Below are 26,429 nucleotides of genomic sequence, written 5' to 3'. Positions count from 1 at the left end.
ATGACCGCTTCTGCTATTGCCCGCGTAACCGCACTTGCTGTCGGCATCGCCGGCGCCCTCGCTTTCAGCCACGCCGACGCTGCCGCCTTCCAGCTGAAGGAAAACAGCGCCAAGGGCCTCGGCCGCGCTTTTGCTGGTTCGACCAGCGCATGGGACGACGCTTCGGTGGTTGCCACCAACCCGGCCTCCATGCGCCTGCTCGATGGTCGCCAGTTCCAGGCTGACCTGAGCGCCATTAGCTTCTCGGCTGATTTCAAGAAGGCCTCTGGCCGTAACTCCGGCCCGGGCGGCCCGGGCACCGGCACCGAGATCACCGGTGGCAACGGCGGCGACGCTGGCATGATCGCGCCGGTTCCGGCTGCGTATTTCCACCTGCCGTTCGGTGAGAACGACAACATGCATTTCGGTCTGTCGCTGACCGCGCCGTTCGGCTTCAAGACCGATTACGACAAGAACTGGGTAGGCCGCTACAGCGGCGTGACCACTGACCTGAAGGCCATCGACCTGGGTGCGGCGTTCTCTTACGACGTCAACCCGTATGTGTCGTTCGGCGCGTCGGTGTTCGTTGAGCACCTGACCATCGAACTGTCCAACGCACTGGACATGGGTGCCGTGGTCAACGGTGCCGCCCAGCAGAAGGCTGCAGCCGCCGCTGCTGCCGCTGGCCGCACTCCGGCACAGATCGCCGCCGCCGCCGCCACTGCTGGTCAGCAGGCCGCGCTTGGTGGTTTCTCGCCGGGCAGCGCTGATGGTTTCGTCACCATCGAAGGCGACAACAATGCCGTCGGTTACGTGCTCGGCACCACCTTGAGCCCGACCGAAAACACCAACATCGCCTTCAGCTACCGCTCCAAGGTTGAGCACAAGATCACCGGCGGCAAGGCCAACTTCACCGTTCCGCAGAACGTCTCGGTGGCCCTCGGCCAGCCGGGCAGCGGCCTGTTCGTGGACACCTCGGGCAAGGCCACGGTGACCCTGCCGGCTTCGCTGTCGATGAGCGTTACCCACCGCGTCAATGATCGCTGGACCGTGATGGGCGACGTGTCGCGCACCGCATGGAAGACCGCGTTCGATGAAGTCACCGTCGACTTCGCCTCGAACCAGCCGGACAACACCCTGGGCTTCCACTACAACGACACCACCTTTGCCTCGATCGGTACCGAGTACAAGCTGTCCGACACCATCACCCTGCGTGGCGGTGTGGCCTATGACGAGTCCCCGACCAGCATCGAGCACCGTGACGTGCGCGTGCCGGACGTGACCCGCAAGTGGCTGTCGCTGGGCCTGGGCTGGACCCCGTCGGAGAAGACCGAGTTCAACTTCGGTTACACCCACCTGTTCACCAATGAGCCGGGCATCAACGTCACCTCGGCCACGGGCAACGTGGTCAAGGGTAAGTACGACGTGGGCGGCGACATCCTCGCAGCTTCGATCAACTACAAGTTCTAATAGAACCCGTAGCTGATGCATGCAGAAAGCCCCGCGCAAGCGGGGCTTTTTGTTTGTGCGCGGAGTGCACGGCAGGGCGATCGCGCAGTTGTAGGAGCGGCGTCAGCCGCGAAGCTGGTGGCGATGGAATTGCGAGTGCCTCTGCAATCGGATGGACCATCTGCTTCGCGGCTTACGCCACTCCCACAAGCCTCAGGAATGATGGGGTGCGCGGGAAGCCTCTGCCGAGCATGGCTCGGCACTACGCTCCCTCCCTTTCGCGTAGCGAAGGGGAGGGTTGGGGAGGGGGTGGTTTTGACTCTGTTTGCAGTCGTGCAGGGCGATGGCGTGTGCAGGTTGTGGGAGCGGCGTAAGCCGCGAAGCTGGCGGCGATGGAATGACCAGTGTCTTTGCAATCTGATAGGCCGTTTGCTTCGCGGCTTACGCCGCTCCCACAAGCCTCAGGAGTGATGGGGTGCGTGGGAAGCCCCTGCCGAGCATGGCTCGGCACTACATGCTCCCTCCCTTTTGCGTAGCAAAGGGGAGGGTTGGGGAGGGGTAGGTTTTGCCTCTGTTTGCAGTCGTGCACGGCGATGGCGTGTGCAGGTTGTAGGAGCGGCGTAAGCCGCGAAGCTGGTATCAATGAAATTGCGAGTGCCTCTGCAATCTGACGGGTCATTTGCTTCGCGACTTACGCCGCTCCTACAAGCCTCAGGAGTCATGGGTGCGTGGAAAGCCCCTGCCGAGCATGGCTCGGCACTACGCGCTCTCCCTTTCGCGTAGCGAAGGGGGCGGGGTTGGTTTTTTGAGGTGCAAAGAAAAACCCCGCTTGCGCGGGGTTTTTCTTGATCAGGACACGATTGGAATCAATCGCCCAGGGTCAGCAGCGAGGCGTTGCCGCCGGCTGCGGTGGTGTTCACCGTCACCGTCTTTTCAGTGGCGAAGCGCAGCAGGTAGTGCGGGCCGCCGGCCTTGGGGCCGGTGCCGGAGAGGCCCTGGCCGCCGAACGGTTGCACGCCGACCACGGCGCCGATCTGGTTGCGGTTGACGTAGACGTTGCCGACATTGACGCGCGAGGCGATGCGGTCGACGGTTTCGTCGATGCGCGAATGCACGCCCAAGGTCAGGCCATAGCCGGTGGCATTGATCTGGTCGATCACCGCATCGAGCTGATCGGCCTTCCAGCGGATCACGTGCAGCACCGGCCCGAAGATCTCCTGGTGCAGCTGGCCCAGATCCTTCAGCTCGTACGCGCGCGGTGCGAAGAAGGTGCCGTGTGCGGCAGCCTCGGACAGCGGTGCGGTGGCGATCAGGCGCGCTTCGGCGTCCATGCGTACGGCGTGGTCCTTGAGGATCTGCAGCGCGTCGGCGTCGATCACCGGGCCGACGTCGGTGGACAGTTCACCCGGGTCGGCAACCTTCAGTTCGGCCATCGCGCCGGCCAGCATGCCCATCACCTTGTCGGCGATGTCGTCCTGCACGAACAGCACGCGCGCTGCCGAGCAACGCTGGCCAGCGGAGGTGAAGGCCGAGCCGATGGCGTCCTTGACCAGCTGTTCCGGCAGCGCCGAGGAGTCGGCGATGAAGGCGTTCTGGCCGCCGGTCTCGGCGATCAGCACGCCGATGGCAGCGTCACGCGCGGCCATGGTGCGGTTGATGATGCGGGCGGTGTCGGTGGAGCCGGTGAAGGCCACGCCGGCCACGCGCGGGTCGGCGGTCAGGGCCGCGCCCACCACCGAGCCGGAGCCCGGCAGGAACTGCACCACGCCTTCCGGTACGCCGGCATCGAGCAGCAGCTTCACCGCGTAATAGCCGATCAGGTTGGTCTGCTCGGCCGGCTTGGCGATGACGCTGTTGCCGGCGGCCAGGGCGGCAGCCACCTGGCCCATGAAGATCGCCAGCGGGAAGTTCCACGGGCTGATGCAGACGAACACGCCACGGCCGTGCAGCTGCAGCTCGTTGCTTTCGCCGGTGGGGCTGGGCAGCTTTTCGCCGGCGCCGAACTGGTCACGCGCCTGCTTGGCGTAATAACGCAGGAAATCCACCGCCTCGCGTACTTCGGCGACGCCGTCGGGCAGGCTCTTGCCGGCTTCCTTTACACACAGCGCCATGAACTCGGCGATGCGGGCTTCCAGCTGGTCGGCGGCATGCTCGAGGATGGCAGCGCGGCTGGCAGCCGGGGTGCGGTTCCAGGCCGGCTGGGCGGCCACGGCGTTGGCCAGCGCCTTCTGCACGGTGGCGGCATCGGCGGCCTGCCAGTGACCCACGACCTGGCGGTTGTCGGCCGGGTTGGTCACAGGCTGGGTGGCGCCGGTGGTGCTGGCGCCCGGTACCAGCGGGGCGGCCTGCCACGGCTTGACGGCGGCGTTGAGCTGCTCGGCCAGGGCGCGCAGTTCGTTGTCGTTGGCGAGGTTGATGCCCATGGAGTTGGTCCTGTCGTGGTTCTGGCTGCGCAGCAGGTCAACCGGCAGCGGGATCTTGGGGTGAGGAATGGAGGCGAACGAGGACACGGCTTCGACCGGATCGCGGATCAGGTCGTCGATGGACACGTCTTCATCGGTGATGCGGTTGACGAAGCTGGAGTTGGCGCCGTTTTCCAGCAGGCGGCGCACCAGGTAGGGCAGCAGGTCCTCGTGCGAACCGACCGGTGCGTACACGCGGCAGGGCACGTTCAAGCGGTCGGCCGGAATCACTTCGGCATACAGGTCATCACCCATGCCGTGCAGCTTCTGGTGCTCGTAGACGCCGCCCTTGGCGATCTGCTTGATGGTGGCGATGGTGGCCGCGTTGTGGGTGGCGAACATCGGGTAGATGGCGTCGCTGTGGCCGAACAGGCGCTTGGCACAGGCGATGTAGGACACGTCGGTGTTCTGCTTGCGGGTGAACACCGGGTAGCCGGGCAGGCCTTCGATCTGCGCGCGCTTGATTTCCGCATCCCAGTACGCGCCCTTGACCAGGCGCACCTGCAACTTGTGGCCGATGCGGCGGGCCAGGTCGGCGAGGTAATCAATCGTGTACGGCGTGCGCTTCTGGTAGGACTGGACGACGATGCCGAAGCCTTCCCAACCCTTCAACGAAGGATGGCTGACCACGCGCTCGATGATGTCCAGCGACAGTTCCAGGCGGTCGGTTTCTTCAGCGTCGACCGTACAGCCGATGCCGTAGGACTTGGCCAGCTGCGCCAGTTCCAGCACGCCCGGTACCAGGTCCTTGAGCACGCGCTCGCGCTTGGCATGTTCGTAGCGCGGATACAGCGCCGACAGCTTGATCGAGATGCCGTGCGAGGTGGTCACGTCACCATCGGCCTTGCCGCCACGGGCGATGTTGTCGCTGCCGATGGCGTGGATGGCGCGGCGGTAGTCTTCCAGGTAACGCAGCGCATCCTTCATGGTCAGCGCACCTTCGCCGAGCATGTCGAAGGAATAGCGGTAGTTGCTGTTGTCGCCCTTGTGCGAGCGCGACAGCGCTTCGTCGATGGTGCGGCCCATGACGAACTGGTGGCCCATGATCTTCATTGCCTGACGCACGGCCAAGCGGATCACCGGCTCGCCAACGCGGCCGATCAGCCGCTTGAAGGCGCCATGCACGTCGCGCTTGGTGGCATCGGCCAGATCAACCAGATGGCCGGTCAACATCAGGCCCCATGTGGAAGCGTTGACCAGCACCGAATCGGACTGGCCCATGTGGCGCTTCCAGTCGGCTTCGCCGAGCTTGTCTCGGATCAGCTTGTCGGCGGTTTCCTGGTCCGGAATGCGCAGCAGGGCTTCGGCCACGCACATCAGCAGCACGCCTTCCTCGCTGCCCAGATCATATTGGCGCATGAACGCTTCGATCGCGCCCTGGTTTTTTGCGCGCGCACGCACACGCTGTACCAGGTCGGCGGCGGTTGCCTGTACCTGCGCCTGTTCGTCGGCCGGCAGGCGCGCCTGCTCCAGCAGTTCGCGCACATGGCTGGCTTCATCTTTCAGCCAGGCATCGGTGATGGCCTGACGCAGCGCGGATGGCGCCGCTGGCAGCTCAGGCGCCAGCAACGGCGGGGCTGCTGGCGTTGGGGAGGCGACATCGGGAGAAGGTGTTGCGTTCATGCGCTCGGCCACGGTTGGATTCGGCCATTTTAATCTTCGGCGGCGGATTTCCTAGCCCCCTGCGAGCATCTTTTTGCAGGGCGAAAGCACTGGCCTGTGGGCGATTCCGCAATATTTACCCGACACGTTTCTATTGTGCCGATTCCGGCATTTAAATCGACGTGCTTGGGCGATATCAGCGCAATTCCGGTGTGCACTGCAGCATTGATGACGTTGATGAATGGAAGCTTGCCGGGCGTGCGCAGGCAGGGCTACCATCGAACTCGATTTCCGCGATGGACGCGGCTGCGATGATCCAGGTGCTTCGGCAAGATTCCGATGGCTCAGGGACGCAGTTGTTACTGCACCCCCCACGGGCACTCAGTGCTCGGCAGTTCGTCCAGTTGTTTGCGGCGTTGGCAGGATTGATGGTGTTCGCGGCTGGCCTTGCTTGGCTGTCCGGCAACCGTCTGGCCCCTGTCTTCGCGTTGTTGCATGGCTTCCTGGTGGCCGCTGCCCTGCGCGCGTGTTGGCGCAGCAGCAATCGCCGGGAAGAGATCCGGGTAGGACCGGACTGCGTGGAAGTGATTCCCGCAGCCGGAGTTTCGCCGGTATTCCGCGCACACCCGTATTGGGTGCGGGTGGTGACCGGGAAGGAACGGGTCCTGCTGGTTTCCAGCGGCAAATGGGTGGAAGTGGGGAGTTTCCTCGCGCCCGTGGAACGTCGGGAACTTGCGGTGACACTTGAAGGCTTGCTCGCTGCCAGCAGTGGTGGCAACCGATGACGTCAAGGGTCTAGGCAATGAAGCAAAGCAGCGTGTGGGGCGCGAAGTTGAAACACGGTTTGGCAGCGGCGGCGATGATGCTGTCGGCGCAGGCAGCATGGGCGCAATCGGCCGATCCAAAGGAATGGCAGCTCAACATGGGCAAGGGCGTCACCCATACCTCGCGTATGGCGTGGGACGCGCACATGGTGGCGTTGTGGGTGTGTACCGTCATCGGCGTGCTGGTATTCGGCGCGATGGCTTACGCGATCTTCAAGTTCCGCAGGTCCAAGGGGGCGGTGGCCAAGCAGTTCAGCCACAACACCAAGGCGGAAATCATCTGGACCGTCATCCCTATCGTCATCCTGGTGGTGATGGCCTGGCCGGCCACGGCCAAGCTGATCGCCATGTACGACACCCGCGATTCCGAGATGACGGTGAAGGTCACCGGCTATCAGTGGATGTGGAAGTACGAATACCTGGGTGAGGACGTGGCCTTCACCAGCCGCCTGGACCGCAAGTCCGACGAAGTGCGGCAGAGCGGCAGCGTGCCGACCATGGCCAGTGACCCGCATTACCTGCTGGACGTGGACAACCCGCTGGTGCTGCCGGTGAACACCAAGGTCCGCTTCGTCATCACCTCCGACGACGTGATCCATGCGTGGTGGGTGCCGGCACTGGGCTGGAAGCAGGACGCCGTGCCGGGCTTCATCAACGAACGCTGGACCAACATCGAAACCGAGGGCGTGTACCGCGGCCAATGCGCGGAGCTGTGCGGCAAGGACCACGGCTTCATGCCGATCGTGGTCAAGGCCGTGTCCAAGGACGAGTTCAAGTCCTGGCTGGCCTCGCGCAAGCCGGTGCCCGCTGCACCTGCCGAAGCGGCACCCGCACCTGTTGCCGAACCGGCGGCGGCGGCGCCTGAAGCAACGCCGACTGTCGCTACACCCGCCGCACCTGCGGCGGCCGGTGCCTGATACCACTGCGTGCCGGTGCTGCCGGCGCGATGCCTGAAAACGCATAACGAGGTGTAGTTGCAATGGCGAATACCGCAGTGGACCACTCCGATCACCACGGGCACCAGCAAGGTTTCTTCGAGCGTTGGTTCTTCTCGACCAACCACAAGGACATCGGCACGCTCTACCTGCTTTTCAGCTTCACGATGTTCATCGTCGGCGCGGCGATGAGCGTGGTGATCCGGCTGGAGCTGGCACAACCCGGCCTGCAGTTCGTCAAGCCGGAGTTCTTCAACCAGATGACCACCGTGCATGCACTGGTGATGATCTTCGGTGGCGTGATGCCGGCCTTCGTCGGCCTGGCCAACTGGATGATCCCGCTGCAGATCGGCGCGCCGGACATGGCCTTGCCGCGCATGAACAACTGGTCGTTCTGGCTGCTGCCGGTGGCCTTCGGCATGTTGCTGGTGACCTTGTTCCTGCCCGGTGGCGCACCGGCCGGTGGTTGGACGTTGTACCCGCCGCTGTCACTGCAGGGTGGCTACAACGTGGCCTTCAGCGTATTCGCCATCCACGTGGCCGGTGTCAGCTCGATCATGGGCGCGATCAACATCATCGCCACCGTGCTCAACATGCGCGCACCCGGCATCGATCTGCTGAAGATGCCGATCTTCTGCTGGACTTGGCTGATCACCGCCTTCCTGCTGATCGCGGTGATGCCGGTATTGGCCGGTGCGGTGACCATGCTGCTGACCGACAAGTTCTTCGGCACCAGCTTCTTCAACGCTGCCGGTGGCGGTGACCCGGTGATGTACCAGCACATCTTCTGGTTCTTCGGTCACCCCGAGGTCTACATCATGATCCTGCCGGCGTTCGGCGTGGTCAGCGAGATCCTGCCGACCTTCAGCCGCAAGCCGCTGTTCGGCTACCAGGCGATGGTCTACGCCACTGCCGCCATCGCCTTCCTGTCCTTCATCGTGTGGGCGCACCACATGTTCACGGTGGGCATGCCGCTGGGTGGCGAGATCTACTTCATGTTCGCCACCATGCTGATCTCCATCCCGACCGGGGTGAAGGTGTTCAACTGGGTCAGCACGATGTGGGAGGGCTCGTTGACGTTTGAAACGCCGATGCTGTTCTCCATCTCGTTCGTGATCCTCTTCACCATCGGCGGTTTCTCCGGCCTGATGCTGGCCATCGTGCCGGCCGACTACCAGTACCACGACACCTATTTCGTGGTGGCGCACTTCCATTACGTGCTGGTGACCGGCGCGGTATTGGCGCTGATCGCGGCGGTGTATTACTGGTGGCCGAAGTGGACTGGCCGCATGTACAACGAGTTCTGGGGCAAGTTTCATTTCTGGTGGACGATGGTATTCGTCAACCTGCTGTTCTTCCCGCAGCACTTCCTCGGCCTGGCTGGCATGCCGCGGCGTATTCCGGACTACAACCCGGTGTTCGCCGACTGGAACCTGATCAGCTCGATTGGCGCATTCGGCATGTTCGCCACCCCATTCATGATGGCGGCGATCCTGCTGCACTCGCTGCGCAACGGTAAGCGTGCCGAAGCGCGCGCCTGGGAAAGTGCCAAGGGCCTGGAGTGGACCATTCCCTCGCCGGCACCTGCGCATACCTTCACCGTGCCGCCGGTGATCAAGCCGGGCGATCTGGCGCATGACGACGTGAGCCATTGAGGAGCCCGGCAATGAACAGCAACGAGCATTTCCAAGCTGAGGAGATGGCGCTGCGCAAGCGCCGCTCGCGGCGCACCGCGCTGGTGGTTGGCCTGATCGCGGTCGCGGTGTATGTCGGCTTCATCCTGTCCGGGGTGCTGGCGAGTTGACCACGCCGGCGCCCGCACCCAAGCCCAAACCCAATGCCGGCCTCGGTCGGCTGATCGGCGTGGCCTTTGCGGTGTTCGTGCTGACCTTCTCGCTGGTGCCGCTGTACCGCATCGCCTGCGAAAAGGTATTTGGCGTGCGGCTGGAGCGCGGCGCCACCACGCATGAAACCAAGGCACATGCGGCCAACAGCAAGCGCACGGTGCGGGTGGAGTTCGATGGCGGCGTCAATTCCAAGCTGCCCTGGGCCTTCCATCCGGAAAAGCTGACGATGGACGTGGTGCCGGGCGAGTTGAACGAGGCCCTGTACTTCGCCCGCAACGACAGCGAACGCGCGCTGGTCGGCAGTGCGGTGCCGTCGGTGGCGCCGGCGCGGGCTTCGGGCTACTTCAACAAGACCGAATGTTTCTGCTTCACCGCGCAGACCCTGCAGGCAGGGGAGAAGCGCGAGATGCCGGTACGTTTCATCGTCGACCCGGACCTGCCGGCCGACGTCAACACGATCACCTTGTCCTACACCTTCTACAAGAACGATGCGCTGACCGAGCAGCTGGCCCCGGCAACCGCCGCGGCCGCTGCCCACGCAGCTCCCTGATCACGGACCCGGAAGCAACGCCATGGCCCATAACGCCCCTGATGCCAACGTCTACTTCGTGCCTAGCAGCAGCAAATGGCCGTTTGTAGGATCGATCGCGATGCTGGTGATGATGGTCGGGGTAGCCAGCTGGCTCAACGACGCCAGCTGGGGCCGTTGGACCTTCTTCACCGGCGTGGCGATGCTGGTGTTCACCCTGTTCCTTTGGTTCGGCGATGTCATCCGCGAATCGGTGGGCGGCAACTACAACCGGCAGGTGGATGGTTCGTTCCGGATGGGGATGATCTGGTTCATCTTCTCCGAGGTGATGTTCTTCGCCGCGTTCTTCGGTGCGCTGTTCTACACCCGCAACATGGGCCTGCCGTGGCTGGGTGGTGAAGGCCATGGCGTATTGACCAACGAATACCTGTGGGACGGTTACTCGGCCGCGTGGCCGACCAACGGCCCGGCCGATATCGGCGGTGCGTTCCAGACCATCCCGGCCTGGGGCCTGCCACTGATCAATACCTTGATCCTGCTGACCTCCGGCGTGACCCTGACCATTGCCCATCACGCGCTGAAGGCGGGCAACCGCAAGCAGCTGCTGATCTGGCTGGGCCTGACTGTCGTGCTGGGCTGCGTGTTCCTGTTCTTCCAGGCCGAGGAATACATCCACGCCTACAAGGAATTGAACCTGACCCTGGGCTCGGGCATCTACGGCTCGACGTTCTTCATGCTGACCGGCTTCCACGGCGCACATGTGCTGCTGGGGACGATCATGCTGCTGGTGATGTGGTTCCGCGCCGCCAAGGGCCACTTCACCCGCGACAACCACTTCGGTTTTGAAGCTGCCGCGTGGTACTGGCACTTTGTCGACGTGGTGTGGCTGATGCTGTTCCTGTTCGTCTACGTGCTTTGATCACGGTACCGGGAGTGGGGAATGGGGAATCGGAGGTGTGCGGCATCCGCTCCTACTTCCACCATTCCCGATTCCCTTTCACCCATTCGCGGCTTTCAGCCGCCAACCCCATGTGGCTTGATCCAGCCCATATAGATGCTCAGCGCGACCAGCAGGATCAACACTACTGACAGCGCGATACGCCGCGTCAACGCATTGACCGTCCGTTTGGTCTGGCCGCGATCGATCATCAGGTAATAGAGGCCGGCTCCAAGATTCCAGACGATGACGATCAAGAACGCGATCACCAACAGGGTCTTCAACGAATCATTCATGCGTGGCTCGTTCGGTGGGAAGGCAGTGCTATATCACCCGCTTGGCGGCAGCTTGTCATGACGCGACAGCACACGGCCATCTTCGGCTGGAGCCTGGCACTGCTGGTAGCGGCCCTGTTCTGCGTGCTGGGCGGCTGGCAGCTGCAGCGCATGCACCAGAAGGAGGCCCTGCTCGCGCAGCTGCCACCGGGCCGCGAGGCCGCAGTCAGCCTTGCCGAGGCTGCCGCCGCGCCGGACGCCCTGCATTGGGTGGCAGATCAGCTGCAGTTCCTGCCGGCCACGGTGCTGCTAGACAACCAGCTGCGTGATGGCCGTGCCGGCATCAAGGTTTACCAGCCGGCGCGCGCAGCCACCGGCACCGTGGTGCTGGTCGATCTGGGCTGGCTGCCGTTGCCGGCTGACCGCAGCCTGCCGGCCATCAACACGCTGCAGGGCACGCAGGCCGTGCAGGGCCTGTGGGCGCCGGCACCGGCAAGCGGCATTGCCCTGGGCCCGGCCTTGACCGCAACCACCCAGCCGCAGACATGGCTGGCCACGCGTATCGACCTGCCTGCCATTGCTGCGCAGTTGCAGCTGGGCAACGGCGCGTTGGCGCCGAAGGTGCTTCGCCTGGATCCGGCAATGCCGCTGGGGTATGCACGTGACCTGGACCTGCTGCCCAATACCTTGCCGCCATCGCGGCATCTTGGGTATGCGGTGCAATGGTTTGCGATGGCCTTGGCGGTGTTGCTGATTGCGCTGGTGTTGCAGTTCAGGAGGCGCAGGACGGCGGGAGTTGGGAATGGGGGTTAGGTTGGAGCTGGGCCAAAGCCAAAGCCAAAGCCAAAGCCAAAGCCAAAGCCAAAGCACCCCTCCCCAACCCTCCCCTTGGCTACGCCAAAGGGAGGGGGCAGATCGCCGCGCCGTCGCTTTGGTCCTTGCTCCTGCTTTTGCCGTTGAATTTCCCCCTCCCTTTCACCAAAGGTGAAGGGGAGGGTCGGGGAGGGGTGCTTTCAGCCTTTGCTTCTGCTTCTGCTCTTGCTCCAGCGCCAGCGCCAGTGCCAGTGCCAGCTCCAGCTCCAGCTCCAGCTCCAGCTCCAGCCCCAGCTCCAGCTCCAGCTTCTGCCCCAACCACTCTCCGTCGCCAGCTCTAAAAGAACCCAGCCATGAACGCACTCACTCCCGACCAGCTCGCCACCCGCAACCGCGGCCGCCGGGTACTGCTGCTGATCTTCGCCATGTTCTTTGGTTCGATGGCGTTGGCCGGCATCCTGCGCTTCTCCGGCTGGACACCGCAGATCAACCGCCATCATGGCGAACTGCTGCAGCCGGCGGTGGACTTGCGCAGCGAGCAGCTGCAGCTGGCCAATGGCCAGGCCTACGACTGGAACCCCGGCGAGCGCCACTGGCGCATCCTGCTGGCGCCGCCGGCAGACTGCGCACCTGCCTGCGTCACTTTGTCGCAGCAATTGGACAAGGTGTGGCAGTTGTTCGGGCATAACGCGGATAATGTCGAGATATTGTGGCTGGGCACGCCGCCTGAACAGGTGGCCGCCACGCCGGCACTGAAGGTGCTGCAGCCCCAGCCTGCGTTCCGGGCCAAGCTGCCGGGTGTTGATGACCCGGCCGGTACCCCGGTGTATGTGATTGATCCCAATGGCTTTGTGGTATTCCGCTATGCGCCGGGTTTTGAACCGGGTGGATTGCGGGCTGATCTATCCAAGCTGTTGAAACTGATGTGAGTTCCGTTCGATGAATGCCTCCGCGCGTCCGGCGCTGTACCGCAATTTCCACCGACTGGCGTGGTTCGCACTGATCATGACGGCGAGCACGATCATGTTCGGCTCGTTCGTGCGCCTGTCCGATGCCGGCTTGAGCTGCCCGGATTGGCCTACCTGCTATGGCCGCGTGACCTGGCCGCAGACGCAGATGGAAGCGGCCCAGCATGTGGCCAGCGAGATCCGTCCGCTGGAAACCCACAAGGCCTGGCGCGAACAGGTGCATCGCTTCCTGGCCGGCCTGCTTGGTGTTGAAGTACTGACGCTGGCGCTGCTGGCGGCGCGCCGGCGCAAGCGTGGCATTGCCCAGATCGTCACCGCCTCGGTGCTGGTGGCCATAGCCATACCCTTGTACATGCGCGGCGAACATGTGGCCGCCAGTGTGCTGGCCATCGGCGGTGAAGCGATCCTGCTGCGGGCGGCGCTGCGCTGGTCCAACATCGACCTGGCGCGCGCGGCGGTGCTGACCCTGGCGGTGGTGATCTTCCAGGCCCTGCTTGGCATGTGGACGGTGACCTGGCTGCTCAAACCCATCGTGGTGATGGGGCATCTGCTCGGCGGCATGGCGATGTTCTCGTTGCTGGCATGGATGGCGTGGAAGGCCACCGACCTGCCGATCACCTTGGCCGAGGAGCCGCGCCTGCGCTGGTGGCTGCGTGCCGCGGTGGCAATGGTGGTGCTGCAGATCGCGCTCGGCGGCTGGGTCAGCGCCAACTACGCGGCGCTGGCCTGCGGCGGCGGCAGCGCCTCGCTGGACAACTTCCCGCGCTGCGTCAGCCAATGGTGGCCGCAGCAGAACTACAGCGAAGGCTTCACTCTGTGGCGTGGCATCGGTGTGGACTACGAAGGTGGCGTGCTCGATGGCGCCTCACGTATCGCCATCCAGATGGCGCACCGCATGTTCGCGGTAGTGGTGGCGCTGTATCTGCTGGTGTTGTCGGTACGCATGTTCCGTTTGCCGGGCATGCGCGGTTGGGCAAGCACGCTGATCGCGCTGGTGCTGTTGCAGGTCACGCTGGGCGTGCTCAACGTCAAGCTGGCGTTGCCGCTGGTGGTGGCGGTGATGCACAGCGGCGGTGCGGTTGCCCTGTTGTTTGTATTGGTCACGCTGCTGGCGCGGCTGCGCGCTCCGGAGTGAATGATGCGTACAACATGGCGTGATTACTGGGACCTGACCAAACCTAAGGTGGTGGCACTGATTGTGTTCACCGCCCTGGTCGGCATGTGCCTGGCCATTCCCGGCCTGCCGACCACCGCGCAGGTGGTGACCGGTCTGCTGGGCTTCCTCGGCATCTGGTTGTCGGCATCGGCGGCGGCGGCCATCAATCAGCTGCTGGATGCGCGCATCGACGCACAGATGGCGCGTACGTCCTGGCGCCCGCTGGTGGTGGGCAAGGTCTCGCCGCGGCAGGTGCTGGTGTTTGCCGGCGCGTTGACCGCGTTGTCGATGACCATCCTGGTGCTGTGGGTGAACGTGATCACCGCGGTGCTCACCTTCGCCTCGCTGATCGGCTATGCGGTGGTCTACACCGTCTACCTGAAGCGTGCGACCTCGCAGAACATCGTCATCGGCGGCCTGGCTGGCGCGACGCCGCCGCTGCTGGGCTGGGCGGCGATCACCGGCATGCAGGGCAGCTCGGATTGGGCCTACGCCTCGCTGCTGGTGCTGATCATCTTCATCTGGACCCCGCCGCATTTCTGGGCGCTGGCGATCTTCCGCCGCGCCGATTACGCCAAGGCCGAGATCCCGATGTTGCCGGTAACCCACGGCGTGCCACACACCCGCAAGCAGATCCTGGCGTACTCGATGGTGCTGGCGGTGGTGACGCTGCTGCCGGTGGCGATCGACATGAGCGGCATGTTCTACCTGGGCGGGGCCACGGTGTTGAACATCGTCTTCCTCTGGTACGCATGGAAAATGCAGAACCCGCCGGACGAAATGTTCAACATGAAGATGTTCGGCTATTCCATCGTCTACCTGATGGCGCTGTTCGCCTTCCTGCTGGTCGACCATTGGCTGTTGCCCTGGTTGTGACCCAGCACTGAAAAGGCCGGCGAAAGCCGGCCTTTTTTATTCAAACAACGGCAACTGCGATTGTGGGAGCTGCGTGGTTGTGGGAGCGGCGTCAGCCGCGAAGCTGATGATATTTCCGTTTGGGGTTGGATCTGCAACCGCTGAATGTTTGATTGCAGTTTGCGCTGGCATCGGATGCATTGGTGGCTTCGCGGCTTACGCCGCTCCCACAACCGCTTCCCCGGGCTACGTGTCTTCGGGATCTCGGGGAACGCCCCTGCCGAGCATGGCTCGGCACTACGCTCCCTTCCTTTGCCGCAGGAAAGGGGATGGTTGGGGAGGGGTTGCTGTGCTTGATGTAGTGCCGAGCCATGCTCGGCAAAGGGCTTTACCAGTAAGGCCTCCGCCGAGCATGGCTCGGCACTACCAACTTCGGTGTCGATTATTGCTGCTTTGATTCAGCGTTCTGCTTCGCATACCGCTGCGCCACCATCGAGCAGACGATCAGCTGGATCTGGTGGTAGATCATGATCGGCAGCACGATCGCGCCGAGGCTGCCGCCAGCAAACAACACCTTGGCAATTGGCACGCCGGTGGCCAGGCTCTTCTTGGAGCCGCAGAACATGATGGTGATCTGGTCGGCGCGGTTGAAGCCAAGCCGCCGCGCCAGCCAGGTGATGCCGGGCATCGCGATCGCCAGCAACACCACCGCAACCAAGGCAGCAGCCAGCAATGACAACGGCGGGGTCTTGCTCCACAGGCCTTCGCTGACCGATTCGCCAAAGGCTGCATAGACCACCAGCAGCACTGTGCCTTGGTCGGTGTAACGCAGCAACGGCCGCTGCCGCTCTATCCAACTGCCGATCCACGGCCGCAGCAGATGCCCAAGCACGAACGGCACCAACAGCTGCAGCATGATCGCGCCCACCGCATGCAGCGGGTTGGCCATGCCGCCCTGCGAGCCGGCCAGCACCGTCATCAGCAACGGGGTCAGGAACACGCCGAGGATGCTGGACAGGGAAGCCGCACACACCGCCGCCGGCACATTGCCACCGGCAATCGACGTAAAGGCAATCGAGGATTGCACGGTCGAGGGCAGCGCACACAGGAACAGCACGCCGATGTAGAGCTCAGGTGTCAGTGCCCAGCCGGCCAGCGGCTTCATCGCCAATCCCAATACCGGGAACAGCACGAAGGTACAGACCAGGATGGTGATGTGCAGGCGCCAGTGCAGCAGCCCGGCAACGATGGATTCACGCGGCAGGCGCGCGCCGTGCAGGAAGAACAGCGCGGCGATGGCGATATCGGTGAAGTGGTCGAAGCCCTTGGCGGCGGCGCCAGTGAGCGGCAGCACGCTGGCCAGTACGACGGTTCCGAGCAGTGCGAGGGTGAAGTTGTCCGGTCGCAGTCGCGACCACCAGCGTGTCATGTCGGCCAGGCCTCCTGATCAGGGTGTGGGTACTTCCAATGCAGCGCGTACAGCCGGTTCCAATGACGTCATGCCGGCGTCACGGCCGAGTTTGAGTGCGTCATCCACCGATGCACCGTTGATGCGGGCATCAATCAGTGACAGCAGTGCGCCGGCGCGGTTGGACGAGGCGCAATGCAGCAGTGTCTTGCCGCTGTCCTGCTTGAGCAGGCGGTCCAGTGTGCGGGCATTGGCTTCGCTGATGTCGGCGGCGCCGGCGATGGGCAGGCGCACATAACGCAGGCCCAGTTGTTCGGCCAGTGCGGCCTCGTCATAGCCGCGATCTTCCTCCGGCCGGCGCAGGTCGATGATGCTGGTGACGCCATTGGCGGCGGCATCGCGCAGCTGCTGCGCACTGGGCTGGCCAGCGGTGATCAGGTCTGGCCGTGCTTGGCGCAGCGTCGCATCACCCGCGAAGGCGTTGGCGCAGAGCGTGAGCATGAGGAGCAGTGGCAGGCGGTAGCGGTACATGCGGATGCTCCGTTGCAGGTTGTCAGAGGCGCAGGCTGGCGCGTGCCTTGAGCAGCTCGCGCAGTTCGTACTTGTCGGTCTCGTCCAGGCCTTGCTGGCGCTGCTTGGCCTGCAGTTCGTCCAGCCGCTGGGTCAGCAGTTGTTTCTCCAGCTGCATCACCGCGTCCTGCAGTTCCTGCGCCCACAGCGCTTCATCGCCGGGCAGAGCCTGCGCGGCCAGCTTGTGCAGGGCGGCCTGTTCTTCGCGATCGTTGAAGTGTTCGAGCAGGGCGCCGGTGCTGATGTCCGGGCGTTGCTGCACCAGCGCCATCAGTTCGACCAGCAACTCGATGCCGGGCAGGCGCAGGCCGCCGATGGCGTGGTGGCCCTCCAACGTCATTACCAAGGATGGCTGCTGCAGCAGGATGGCGATGGCCGCACGCACCAGGCTGCGCTTCTGCGCTGGCACGGCGTTGTTGCGCATCGGCGGACGCGGCGCAGGTGCTGTGGCAGCGCTGCTGGTGTTGCCAATGCCGGTCAGGCGCGCCAGCTCCTGCTTCATCAGGTCGCCGAAAGCGCCATCGGGAATCTGCGCCAGCATTGGTTTTGCGCGTTCGGCCAGGCGTGCCTTGCCGTCCAGCGTACCGAGGTTGATCTCGCGGCTGAGCTCGTCGAAGAAGAACTGCGACAGCGGCGTGCCCTGCTTGAGCCGCGCATCGAAAGCCTCGGCGCCTTCCTTGCGCACGATGGTGTCCGGGTCCTCGCCATCGGGCAGGAACAGGAAGAAGGCCTGGCGGCCATCCTTCATGCGCGGCAGCACCGACTCCAGTGCGCGCCAACCGGCGCGGCGACCGGCGGCATCACCGTCGAAGCAGAAGTACACATCCGGCGCGTTGCGGAACAGCAGCTCGGCATGATCGGGGGTGGTTGCCGTGCCCAGCGTCGCCACCGCCTGGGTGACGCCGAACTGGAACAGGCTGACCACGTCCATATAGCCTTCAACCACGATCAGGCGTTCGATCTTCTGGTTGGCCTGACGGACCTGCCACAGGCCGTACAGTTCGCGGCCCTTGTGGAACAGCGCGGTTTCCGGCGAGTTGAGGTACTTGGGGCCGTCGTCCTTTTCCATGACCCGGCCGCCGAAGGCGATGACCCGGCCACGGCGGTCGAAGATGGGGAACATCACCCGGTCGCGGAACTTGTCGTAAACGTGGCCGCGGTCGTTCTTGGAGAACAGGCCCACCCGTTCGAGCAGCTTCATGCGCCGCTCGTCCTTGCCCAGTGCATCCTTCAGCGCGCTGTAGCCATCCGGCGCATAACCGATGGCGAAGCGCGTGCGGGTATCGGCATCTACGCCACGGCCGTCGAGGTAGGCAAGGGCCTTGTCGTTGCCTTCCAGCTGCTTCTGGAAGAAGCGGGTGGCGGCATCCAGCGCCGAGTACTGGTCGCGGCTGTCGTCCTGCTGCTGCGGCGTGCGGGCATTGGTTTCGCGCGGGATTTCCATGCCCACGCGCTTGGCCAGTTCATCCACCGCATCGAGGAACTCGAGGCGGTCGTAATTCATCAGGAAGCTGATCGCGGTGCCATGCGCGCCGCAGCCGAAGCAATGGTAGAACTGCTTGGTCGGCGAGACCGTGAACGAGGCCGAGCGCTCGTCATGGAACGGGCAGCGCGAAGCATATTCCTTGCCCTGGCGCTTGAGCGGCAAGCGTGAACCCACCACCTCGACGATGTCGGTGCGGGCCAGCAGGTCGTCAATGAACGCGTCGGGAAGTCGGGCCATGCGGCAAATGAGCAGCGCCGCCGGTTGGCGGGGGCGCGATGAAAGGGGAACAGGCAGTGTACTAGGCTGGGCTGCTGCTGGTTGCGGGTTGGGCTTGATGGTTTTCAGTCAAAGGCGCAGAGCTACCCCTCCCCAGCCCTCCCCTTCGCTGCGCGAAAGGGAGGGGGCAACGGCTGCAGCCTTCGTCATTTTGCGAACTGCAGCTCTTGCCCCCTCCCTTTCGCGCAGCGAAGGGGAGGGTTGGGGAGGGGTAGCTGTCGCCCTTGCTTCCACATCAATCCACAGCCCCAGCATCAACCCCCGCAGCCGCCACCTTGCGCCGCGCATACACCCGCTCATCAATCACCGCGGTGATCAGCGCGCCGCCAAAGAACACCACGCTGGCGTAGTAGATCCAGATCAGCATGATCACCAGCGTGCCCATTGAGCCGTAGGCGCTGCCCGGCGCGGCGTTGGCGATGTACAGGCCGATCGCATAACGGCCCAGCGCGAACAGCACCGCGGTGATGACGCCGCCGAGGAAGGCTTGGCGCCAGTCCACCGGCCGGTCCGGCAGGTAGTGGTAGAGAAAGGCGAAGCCCAGCGCATACAGCAGCAGGGTGGTGATGTAGCCCACCGCCGGCAAGGCCGAGGGCAGGTGCGAGAAAATCACCTGCAGGGCGGTGGTGGCGACCATCGACACGATCAGCAGGAAGCCCAGCGCCAATACCACGCCGGCGGAGAACACCCGCTTCTTCAGCCAGCCGAACACCCCCTCGAAGCGCTTGGAGTCGCTGCGGAAAATCAGGTTCAGCGCTGCCTGCAGCTGGGCGAACACCACGGTGGCGCCGATGAAAAGCAGCACCAGGCTCCAGATGCCGGCGAACGAGCCCAGGTCCGGCTGCGCGCTGGCGTTGGTGATCACCGTGCGCGCGACCTCGGCCACGCTGGGGCCTGCCAGTGAGCCGATCTGGTCGATCAGTGTCTGTTGTGCAGGTGGGTACAGTGAGGCGGTCAACCAAAGCAGCAGGACCAGCAGCGGCGCCAGCGACAGCAGCGTATAGAAGGCCAGTGAGGCGGCCTGGGTCATCACATCGGTTTCGACGAAGCGGCGGACCAGAGCGGCCGGCAGGCTTTGCTGGAGCAGCTCCAGGCGGGATTTGAACGTGTGCAGGGTGGGGCGGGTGAGGGGCATCAGGGTTTGATGTGGCGTGAAGACAGGGTTCTGTTCTAGCAAAGCCGGGCTTCGGAGCGGGTGAATGGGGGAGGTCCTCGCCGGCCAAATCCGCCCACACCCGTAGTGCCGAGCCATGCTCGGCAGGGGCTTTCCCGGTAATACACGACGATGTGGGAGCGGCGTCAGCCGCGAAGCCACATATCCCTCAGATTGCAGGCAAGCAGGTGATTCCAGCGCCGCCAGCTTCGCGGCTGACGCCGCTCCCACAAAAGCAAGTGGCAGCGCGGCATCTGTAGTGCCGAGCCATGCTCGGCAGGGGCTCTCCCGGCAATACACAACGATGTAGGAGCGGCGTAAGCCGCGAAGCCACATATCACTCAAATTGCAGGCAGGCCGGTGATTCCAGCACTGCCAGCTTCGCGGCTCATGCCGCTCCCACAAAAAGCATATGGGCAAGAAACGACAAAGCCCGCGCGGGGCGGGCCTTGTCGGTACAGGCTTGGCAGCTGGGATCAGCCGGCCAGGGCCTGCTTGACCAGCTTGGACACCAGGCCCATGTCGGCCTGGCCAGCCAGCTTGGGCTTGAGCACGCCCATCAGCTTGCCGATGTCGGCAGCGCTGCTGGCGCCGGTCTCGGCCTTGGCAGCGTCAATCGCGGCCTGGATCTCGGCTTCGCCCATCTTGGCCGGCACGTAGCGCTCGATCACCACGATCTCGTCGCGCTCGATCACGGCCAGGTCTTCACGGTTGGCGGCTTCGAACTGGGTGACCGAGTCCTTGCGCTGCTTGACCATCTTGTCCAGCACGGCAATCACGTCGGCGTCGGTCAACTCGATGCGCTCGTCCACTTCGCGCTGCTTGATGGCGGCATTGATCAGGCGGATCACGCCCAGCGAGTGCTTGTCGCCGCTCTTCATGGCGGCCTTCATGTCTTCGAACAGCTGTTGCTTCAGGCTCATGGAGCACCTCTTTGGGTCGGGAATAGGAGGGAAGAGACGTCAGCATTGCTGGCATCTGGAACGCAAAAAGCCGGCGACGCTTGCGCGTGCCGGCTTTCACCCCAGTACGGAAGGCCGGAGCCCCCCGTTCAGGAGTCGCGTACGATCAGTACAGGCGCTGACGCTTGGTGACGTCGCGCGAGGAACGACGCAGCTGGCGCTTCACGGCAGCAGCGGCCTTGCGCTTGCGTTCCTGGGTCGGCTTTTCGTAAAACTCGCGCTTGCGGGTTTCGGCCAGCACGCCGGCCTTTTCGCAAGTGCGCTTGAAGCGGCGAAGAGCAAACTCAAAGGGTTCGTTCTCGCGGACTTTAACGCTGGGCATGGAATCTCCGGGGACTCAGTAGAAAAACCGGGTCATACCCGGTGAGCCGCGCATTATAGTCCCTTTGAACAGACGTGCAACCCCCTTGGATTTGGCGGGGGCGTCAGACAGGTTCACAATACGCCTTATGAAAGTCCTTGGCATTGAATCTTCCTGCGATGAGACGGGCGTAGCCGTCTATGACACCTCCTTTTCCGGGGCGGCTGCGCTGCGTGCGCATGCCGTTTACAGCCAGATCGCGCTGCATGCTGAATACGGCGGCGTGGTGCCGGAGCTGGCCAGCCGCGACCACGTGCGCAAGACCCTGCCGCTGATCCGGCAGACCCTGGACGAGGCTGGCATCGCCATTTCCGAGATCGAGGGCGTGGCCTACACCGCCGGCCCCGGCCTGGTCGGGGCGCTGCTGGTGGGCGCCGGCGTGGCCCGGTCGTTGGCCTGGGGCCTGGATGTGCCGGCCATCGGCGTACACCATATGGAAGGCCACCTGCTGGCACCGCTGATGGAAGACGACCCGCCGCAGGCGCCGTTCGTGGCGCTGCTGGTCTCCGGTGGCCATACCCAGCTGATCGCGGTGGACGCCATCGGCAAGTACCGCCTGCTCGGCGAGACCCTCGACGATGCCGCCGGTGAGGCTTTCGACAAGACCGCCAAGATGATGGGCCTGCCGTACCCGGGCGGCCCGCAGCTGGCCAAGCTGGCCGAGCTCGGCACCCCGGGGCGCTACAAGTTCACCCGGCCGATGACCGACCGGCCGGGGCTGGATTTCAGCTTCTCCGGTCTGAAGACCCAGGTGCTGATGGCCTGGCGCGACAGCGACCAGACCGATCAGACCCGCGCCGACATCGCCCGTGGCTTCGAGGACGCGGTGGTGGATACGCTGGCGATCAAGTGTGGCCGCGCGCTGGATGCGGCCGGTTGCGACGTATTGGTGGTGGCCGGCGGCGTCGGCGCCAACAAGCGCCTGCGCGCCAAGCTGCAGGACGCTGCCCAGCGCCGTGGCGGCCGGGTCTGCTTCCCGCGCCCGGAACTGTGCACCGACAATGGCGCGATGATCGCCTTCGCCGGTGCCCTACGCCTGCAGGCCGGCCAGCACGGTCCGGCCGAGATCAAGGTGACGCCGCGCTGGGACATGGCCTTGTTGCCGCCACTGCAGGGCTGAAAAGCAGGCCTGCCGTGCTCGTCCACGGCAGGCTCAGTCTGCTGCCGTTACCATGTCGTATTCATCCAATACGACAGATGCAATGGACAAGGTATTCATCGAAGGGCTCGAAATCGACGCCCTGATCGGCATCTACGACTGGGAACGGCGCATCCGCCAGACCCTGGTGTTCGATCTGGAAATGGGTTTTGACAACCGCAAGCCGGCCGCCAGCGACGACATCGTCGACACGCTGAACTACAAGGCCGTCAGCAAGCGCTTGATGGAGTTCGTACGCGCCTCCGACTTCGGTCTGGTGGAGACGCTGGCCGAGCGCTGCGCGCAGATCGTGCTGGACGAGTTCAATGTGCAATGGCTGCGGCTGAAGCTGAGCAAGCCCGGTGCGGTGCGCGGTGCGCGCGCGGTCGGGGTGATCATCGAGCGCAGCCGCGCAGCGGCGTGAGCCAGCATGCATAAGGCCGGGCGTCCTGTGGCGCACGGCCTGGATGGTTTCCTGTTCGCACACGCCCAGCAGTGACGTGATGGGCCGGGCAGGGTGTTTCTGCAATACACGTAAAAGGAAGCGAGCACGATGGCGGTAATGGGAATTCGTTGGCTGGATCAGCTGGAAAACATGCTGGCGCCGTATCCAATGGCCTACCCGGCGGTGGTGCTGGCTGGCCTGGTGCTGGTGGCCTGGCTGGCCAACTTCGTCACCAAGCGTGTACTGCTGCGCGGCCTGCGTTCGATGATCGAACGCTTCTCCGGTCCCAATCACAACGCCAGGCAGCCGCTGCGGGTGATCGCGCGGCTGTCCAACATCGTGCCCTCGGTGGTGCTCGCCGCCGGCCTGAGCATCGTGCCGGAGCTGCCGCCCGGCCTGGTGCACGGCTTGAAGGCGCTGTGTCATGCCTGGACCGTGCTGACCATCGCAATGGCGGTGTCGCATGCGCTGGATGCCTTCAACGATTTCTACGAACGCCGCGCCGATGCCCGCAACAAGCCGATCAAGGGCTACCTGCAGGTCGTCAAGATCGTGGTGTTCGTGTTTGCCGGCCTGTCGATCGTGGCGATCCTGGTTGGTGTGGAGCTGCTGCACCTGGTCACCGGCCTGGGTGCGGCCACTGCGGTGTTCATGCTGATCTTCCAGGACACCATCCTGTCGCTGGTGGCCAGCGTGCAGATCAGTGGCGATGGCCGCGTGCGCATCGGCGACTGGATCGAGATGCCCAGCCAGAACGCCGATGGCGACGTGATCGACATCGCACTGCACACCGTCACCGTGCAGAACTGGGACAAGACCGTCACCACCATTCCGACCAAGAAGCTGGTCACCGAGTCGTTCAAGAACTGGCGTGGCATGCAGGAGTCGGGTGGGCGGCGGATCAAGCGTTCGATCTACCTGGACCAGCACAGTGTGCGTTTCCTGGATGGCGCCGGGCTCGAGCGGCTGGGCCAGATTGCGCTGCTGGATGATTATCTTGCCGGCAAGCAGCAGGAGCTGCAGCAATGGAACGCGCAGGTGGCGCAGGCGCACCCGGAGCCGGTCAATGCGCGCCGGCTGACCAACCTGGGCACGTTCCGCGCGTACGTGGAGCTGTACCTGCGGCACAACCCCGGCATCCACCAGGACATGACCCTGCTGGTGCGGCAGATGGCACCCACCCCGCAAGGCCTGCCGCTGGAGATCTACTGCTTCACCTCCTCGATCGCCTGGGCAAAGTACGAAGCCATCCAGTCGGACATGTTCGACCACCTGCTGGCGATCCTGCCGGAGTTTGGCCTGCACGTATTCCAGGAATCCAGCGACGCGATGCTGATGACCGCGCGCGACCAGCGCGACCGGCAACCCTAGCGCCAGCCGCGCACTGTAGTGCCGAGCCATGCTCGGCAGGGGCCCTGCCAACAAACCCGAAACACCAACCTGCACTGTGTGCCCAGCCATGCTCGGCAGGCGAGAGGACGCACTGTAGTGCCGAGCCATGCTCGGCAGCGCCGTACCGTTAAACCCCCAGCACAGCAGAACTCAGCTCCACCACTGCACCCCGCGCGCCAACCGCTTAACGAACGGGGCGCTAGAATCCCCGCCTGCTTGTGTTTACCAAGGAACACCGGTGTCCCCCGACCGCATTGAATCCCTGATCGCGCGCATGACCGTCGACGAAAAAGTCGGCCAGCTGAGCGTATTCGCCGACATGGGCCGCCCCTTCGCGCCGGACGTGAACCCCGAGGCCAACGTCCGCAACGCCGAGCAGGTGCTGGAGCAGGTGCGTGCTGGCCGCGTGGGCTCACTGTTCAACGGCGTCGGCGCCGAACTGGGCCGGCGCCTGCAGCAGGTGGCATTGGAAGAAAGCCGCCTTGGCATTCCGCTGATCCTCGCATCGGACGTGATCCATGGCATGCGCACGGTGTTCCCGATACCGCTGGGGGAAGCCGCAAGTTTCGAGCCCGAGCTGGCCCGGCGCACCGCGCGCGCCACCGCCATCGAGGCCACCGCCGCAGGCATCCACTGGACCTATGCACCGGCCGTGGATATCGCCCGCGACCAACGCTGGGGGCGTGGTGCCGAAGGTGCGGGCGAAGACGTGCTGCTGAGCTGTGAATTCGCCGCGGCCCGCGTGCGCGGCTTCCAGGGCGATGATCTGAAAGCCGCCGATTCGCTGCTGGCTACCCCCAAGCACTTCGCCGCCTATGGCGCCGTTGCCGCAGGCATGGAGTACGCGCAGGTTGATATCTCGCTGCAGACACTGCGCGATGTGCACCTGCCGCCCTTCAAGGCGGCGTTGGATGCAGGCGCCTTGTCATTGATGAGCGCCTTCAACGACATCAATGGCGTGCCCGCCAGCGCCAACCGCGCGCTGCTGACCGACCTGCTGCGCAACGAGTGGAAGTTCGAAGGCGTGGTGGTGTCCGATTACACCGCCGACATGGAACTGATCGCGCACGGCTATGCAGCCGATGAAGTGGACGCCACCCGCAAGGCGTTCCTCGCCGGGCTGGACCTGAGCATGCAGAGCGGTTTCTACGACCAGCATCTGGCCGGGCTGGTGCACGCTGGTGAGGTGCCGATGGCGGCGCTGGATGCATCGGTACGGCGCATCCTGCGGCTGAAGGATGCGATCGGCCTGTTCGACAACCCCTATCGCTCGCTCGACCCCGCACGCGAAGCCGATCAATCACATATCGCCGAGCATGATGCGCTGGCGCGCGATGCCGCGCGGCGCTCGGTAGTGTTGTTGAAGAACCAGGGTGAGCTGCTGCCGCTGAAGAAGCAGGGGCAGAAGATCGCCTTGATTGGTCCGTTCGTGCAGGACCGCGAGAATATCGAAGGTTGCTGGACGCTGTTCGGCGACAAGTCGCGTTACGTCACTCTGGAAAGCGGTATGCGCGCCGCATTGGCAGCGCATTCCGAACTGGAAATCGTACCGGGCTGTGGCTTGGAAGCACCGCTGGACGGTGGCATCGAGGCGGCAGTGGCCGCCGCGCAACGCGCCGATGTGGTGGTGTTGGCGATTGGCGAGCCGCAGCGCTACAGCGGTGAGGCGCAGTCGCGGGTGGAGATCACCGTGCCGCCGGCACAGCAGGCGCTGGCCGAAGCGGTTGCCGCGACCGGTACGCCGCTGGTGGTGGTGCTGCGCAATGGCCGCGCGCTGGCTCTGCAAGGTGCGGTACGTGATGCACAGGCCATTGCGGTGAGCTGGTATCTGGGCACGCAGAATGGCCACGCACTGGCCGATATCCTGTTTGGTGACTACAGCCCTTCGGCACGCTTGCCGGTGAGCTTTCCGCATGCGTCGGGCCAGCAGCCGTATTTCTACAGCCACCCGCGCAGCGGCCGCCCGGAACTGCCGACGATGTCGGAGTTCAAGTCGCGCTGGCGCGAGTTTCCCAATACCGCTTTGTACGCCTTCGGCCACGGCATCGGCTATACGCGTTTCGAATATGAAGCCCCGCGCCTGAGTGCCGCGCAGTTGGATTGGGACGGCGAGCTTGTCATCCGTACCCGCGTACGCAATCTCGGTGCGGTGGCGGGCGAGGAGGTGGTGCAGTTGTATGTGCACGATCGCGTCGCCAGCCGGGTACGGCCGGTGCGTGAGCTGAAGGCCTTCCAGAAGGTGGCCGTAGCTGTTGGAGCATCGGTGGAAGTGGAATTCCATCTGGACCGCGATCAGCTCGCTTTCACCGGGGTGGATGGCGAATACAGCGCTGAGCCGGGGATGTTTGATCTCTGGGTATGCACCTCGTCGGTGAGCGGCGAGGCGGTGAGCTTCGAGTTGCTCGGCCCCTGAGCCAAGTAGCCGCAGCAAGGTAGTGCCGAGCAATGCTCGGCAAGGGGGCTTTACCGGTAAGGCCTCTGCCGAGCATGGCTCGGCACTACCGAGGTTTTGGGCGAGGCCAGCTTCGCGGCTTACGCCGCTCCCACAAGCACTCTCCCCGTCCTGCGCGCTAAGCTCCAGGTGTAGTGCCGAGCCATGCTCGGCAA

The 26,429-nt window shown here is 64.2% G+C and carries 24 protein-coding genes; 15 read left to right on the top strand and 9 right to left on the bottom strand.

Annotated elements, in window-relative coordinates:
• Positions 1-1,449, top strand: a complete 1,449-nt coding sequence (locus ABE493_RS04055) for an outer membrane protein transport protein (protein WP_346497535.1) — start codon at positions 1-3, stop codon at positions 1,447-1,449.
• An 845-nt stretch (positions 1,450-2,294) separates the two neighbouring features.
• On the opposite strand, the gene putA is transcribed toward ABE493_RS04055, so the two are convergent.
• Positions 2,295-5,513 carry a bifunctional proline dehydrogenase/L-glutamate gamma-semialdehyde dehydrogenase PutA gene (gene putA, locus ABE493_RS04050; RefSeq protein WP_346497533.1) on the bottom strand — a complete coding sequence of 1,073 codons (3,219 nt, stop codon included), beginning with the start codon at positions 5,511-5,513 and terminating at the stop codon, positions 2,295-2,297.
• A 290-nt stretch (positions 5,514-5,803) separates the two neighbouring features.
• Here putA and ABE493_RS04045 point away from each other — a divergent pair, with 290 nt between their 5' ends.
• The 6 genes from ABE493_RS04045 (at position 5,804) to ABE493_RS04020 (ending at position 10,546) form a co-directional block, all read left to right on the top strand.
• The gene (locus ABE493_RS04045; protein ID WP_346497729.1) at positions 5,804-6,277 is read left to right on the top strand and encodes a DUF2244 domain-containing protein; all 474 of its coding nucleotides are present in this window, start codon (positions 5,804-5,806) and stop codon (positions 6,275-6,277) included.
• Between the two features lie 17 nt (positions 6,278-6,294).
• Entirely contained in the window at positions 6,295-7,233 is a 939-nt protein-coding gene (gene coxB / locus ABE493_RS04040) for a cytochrome c oxidase subunit II (RefSeq protein WP_346497531.1), read from the top strand.
• 62 nt (positions 7,234-7,295) lie between these two features.
• A complete protein-coding gene (gene ctaD, locus ABE493_RS04035; protein WP_346497529.1) occupies positions 7,296-8,906 on the top strand; it encodes a cytochrome c oxidase subunit I in 1,611 nt (536 codons plus the stop codon).
• An 11-nt stretch (positions 8,907-8,917) separates the two neighbouring features.
• Entirely contained in the window at positions 8,918-9,055 is a 138-nt protein-coding gene (locus tag ABE493_RS04030) for a hypothetical protein (RefSeq protein WP_346497527.1), read from the top strand.
• On the top strand, positions 9,052-9,648 hold the full coding sequence (locus ABE493_RS04025; RefSeq protein WP_346497525.1) for a cytochrome c oxidase assembly protein: 597 nt from the start codon (positions 9,052-9,054) through the stop codon (positions 9,646-9,648). Before ABE493_RS04030 ends, ABE493_RS04025 begins: the two co-directional genes overlap by 4 nt.
• Positions 9,649-9,670: 22 nt before the next feature.
• A complete protein-coding gene (locus ABE493_RS04020) occupies positions 9,671-10,546 on the top strand; it encodes a cytochrome c oxidase subunit 3 (protein ID WP_057630480.1) in 876 nt (291 codons plus the stop codon).
• 95 nt (positions 10,547-10,641) lie between these two features.
• Here ABE493_RS04020 and ABE493_RS04015 read toward each other — a convergent pair whose 3' ends face one another.
• The gene (locus ABE493_RS04015) at positions 10,642-10,860 is read right to left on the bottom strand and encodes a twin transmembrane helix small protein (RefSeq protein ID WP_282268147.1); all 219 of its coding nucleotides are present in this window, start codon (positions 10,858-10,860) and stop codon (positions 10,642-10,644) included.
• 57 nt (positions 10,861-10,917) lie between these two features.
• Between ABE493_RS04015 and ABE493_RS04010 the strand changes: the two genes are divergently transcribed.
• Complete coding sequence (locus ABE493_RS04010; protein ID WP_346497522.1) at positions 10,918-11,652, top strand: SURF1 family protein; 735 nt, start codon at positions 10,918-10,920, stop codon at positions 11,650-11,652.
• A gap of 162 nt (positions 11,653-11,814) precedes the next feature.
• Here the strand turns inward: ABE493_RS04010 and ABE493_RS04005 are convergent, their stop codons facing one another.
• Positions 11,815-11,970, bottom strand: a complete 156-nt coding sequence (locus ABE493_RS04005; RefSeq protein WP_346497520.1) for a hypothetical protein — start codon at positions 11,968-11,970, stop codon at positions 11,815-11,817.
• A gap of 35 nt (positions 11,971-12,005) precedes the next feature.
• Here ABE493_RS04005 and ABE493_RS04000 point away from each other — a divergent pair, with 35 nt between their 5' ends.
• Genes ABE493_RS04000 through cyoE form a run of 3 tightly spaced genes read left to right on the top strand, consistent with a single transcriptional unit; the run spans position 12,006 to position 14,652 of the window.
• The gene (locus ABE493_RS04000) at positions 12,006-12,581 is read left to right on the top strand and encodes a hypothetical protein (RefSeq protein WP_346497518.1); all 576 of its coding nucleotides are present in this window, start codon (positions 12,006-12,008) and stop codon (positions 12,579-12,581) included.
• A gap of 10 nt (positions 12,582-12,591) precedes the next feature.
• A complete protein-coding gene (locus ABE493_RS03995; protein WP_346497516.1) occupies positions 12,592-13,755 on the top strand; it encodes a COX15/CtaA family protein in 1,164 nt (387 codons plus the stop codon).
• Between the two features lie 3 nt (positions 13,756-13,758).
• Complete coding sequence (cyoE, locus tag ABE493_RS03990; protein WP_346497514.1) at positions 13,759-14,652, top strand: heme o synthase; 894 nt, start codon at positions 13,759-13,761, stop codon at positions 14,650-14,652.
• A 421-nt stretch (positions 14,653-15,073) separates the two neighbouring features.
• Here cyoE and ABE493_RS03985 read toward each other — a convergent pair whose 3' ends face one another.
• The 6 genes from ABE493_RS03985 to rpsU all read right to left on the bottom strand — a co-directional run bounded on the left by ABE493_RS03985 (position 15,074) and on the right by rpsU (position 20,808).
• Positions 15,074-16,060: a bile acid:sodium symporter family protein gene (locus tag ABE493_RS03985; RefSeq protein WP_346497512.1), complete on the bottom strand. Its 987-nt coding sequence runs from the start codon at positions 16,058-16,060 to the stop codon at positions 15,074-15,076.
• Positions 16,061-16,078: 18 nt separating this feature from the next.
• On the bottom strand, positions 16,079-16,570 hold the full coding sequence (locus ABE493_RS03980) for a beta-lactamase hydrolase domain-containing protein (RefSeq protein ID WP_346497510.1): 492 nt from the start codon (positions 16,568-16,570) through the stop codon (positions 16,079-16,081).
• A 22-nt stretch (positions 16,571-16,592) separates the two neighbouring features.
• Positions 16,593-18,332: a DNA primase gene (gene dnaG, locus ABE493_RS03975; RefSeq protein ID WP_346497508.1), complete on the bottom strand. Its 1,740-nt coding sequence runs from the start codon at positions 18,330-18,332 to the stop codon at positions 16,593-16,595.
• Between the two features lie 274 nt (positions 18,333-18,606).
• Positions 18,607-19,506: a YihY/virulence factor BrkB family protein gene (locus tag ABE493_RS03970; protein ID WP_430980711.1), complete on the bottom strand. Its 900-nt coding sequence runs from the start codon at positions 19,504-19,506 to the stop codon at positions 18,607-18,609.
• A gap of 494 nt (positions 19,507-20,000) precedes the next feature.
• Positions 20,001-20,447 (bottom strand): GatB/YqeY domain-containing protein, encoded by a 447-nt coding sequence (locus ABE493_RS03965; RefSeq protein ID WP_346497506.1) that lies wholly within the window; start codon positions 20,445-20,447, stop codon positions 20,001-20,003.
• Between the two features lie 145 nt (positions 20,448-20,592).
• Positions 20,593-20,808 carry a 30S ribosomal protein S21 gene (gene rpsU, locus ABE493_RS03960; RefSeq protein WP_002808376.1) on the bottom strand — a complete coding sequence of 72 codons (216 nt, stop codon included), beginning with the start codon at positions 20,806-20,808 and terminating at the stop codon, positions 20,593-20,595.
• Positions 20,809-20,935: 127 nt separating this feature from the next.
• On the opposite strand from rpsU, the gene tsaD reads away from it, so the two are divergent.
• From tsaD to ABE493_RS03940, 4 genes are all read left to right on the top strand, one after another.
• On the top strand, positions 20,936-21,967 hold the full coding sequence (gene tsaD / locus ABE493_RS03955; RefSeq protein ID WP_346497505.1) for a tRNA (adenosine(37)-N6)-threonylcarbamoyltransferase complex transferase subunit TsaD: 1,032 nt from the start codon (positions 20,936-20,938) through the stop codon (positions 21,965-21,967).
• Positions 21,968-22,049: 82 nt separating this feature from the next.
• Positions 22,050-22,409, top strand: a complete 360-nt coding sequence (gene folB, locus ABE493_RS03950) for a dihydroneopterin aldolase (protein WP_062170347.1) — start codon at positions 22,050-22,052, stop codon at positions 22,407-22,409.
• A gap of 129 nt (positions 22,410-22,538) precedes the next feature.
• Positions 22,539-23,801, top strand: a complete 1,263-nt coding sequence (locus tag ABE493_RS03945; RefSeq protein ID WP_346497502.1) for a mechanosensitive ion channel family protein — start codon at positions 22,539-22,541, stop codon at positions 23,799-23,801.
• Positions 23,802-24,060: 259 nt separating this feature from the next.
• Positions 24,061-26,235 carry a glycoside hydrolase family 3 N-terminal domain-containing protein gene (locus ABE493_RS03940; RefSeq protein WP_346497500.1) on the top strand — a complete coding sequence of 725 codons (2,175 nt, stop codon included), beginning with the start codon at positions 24,061-24,063 and terminating at the stop codon, positions 26,233-26,235.
• Positions 26,236-26,429: the final 194 nt, after the last annotated feature.

It is taken from the genome of Stenotrophomonas terrae (genome assembly GCF_039674165.1).
In the GTDB taxonomy this organism is placed as follows: Bacteria; Pseudomonadota; Gammaproteobacteria; order Xanthomonadales; family Xanthomonadaceae; genus Stenotrophomonas; species Stenotrophomonas terrae_A.
Note: the sequence above shows the minus strand (reverse complement) of the source record. Positions and strands in the feature narration are given on the sequence as shown.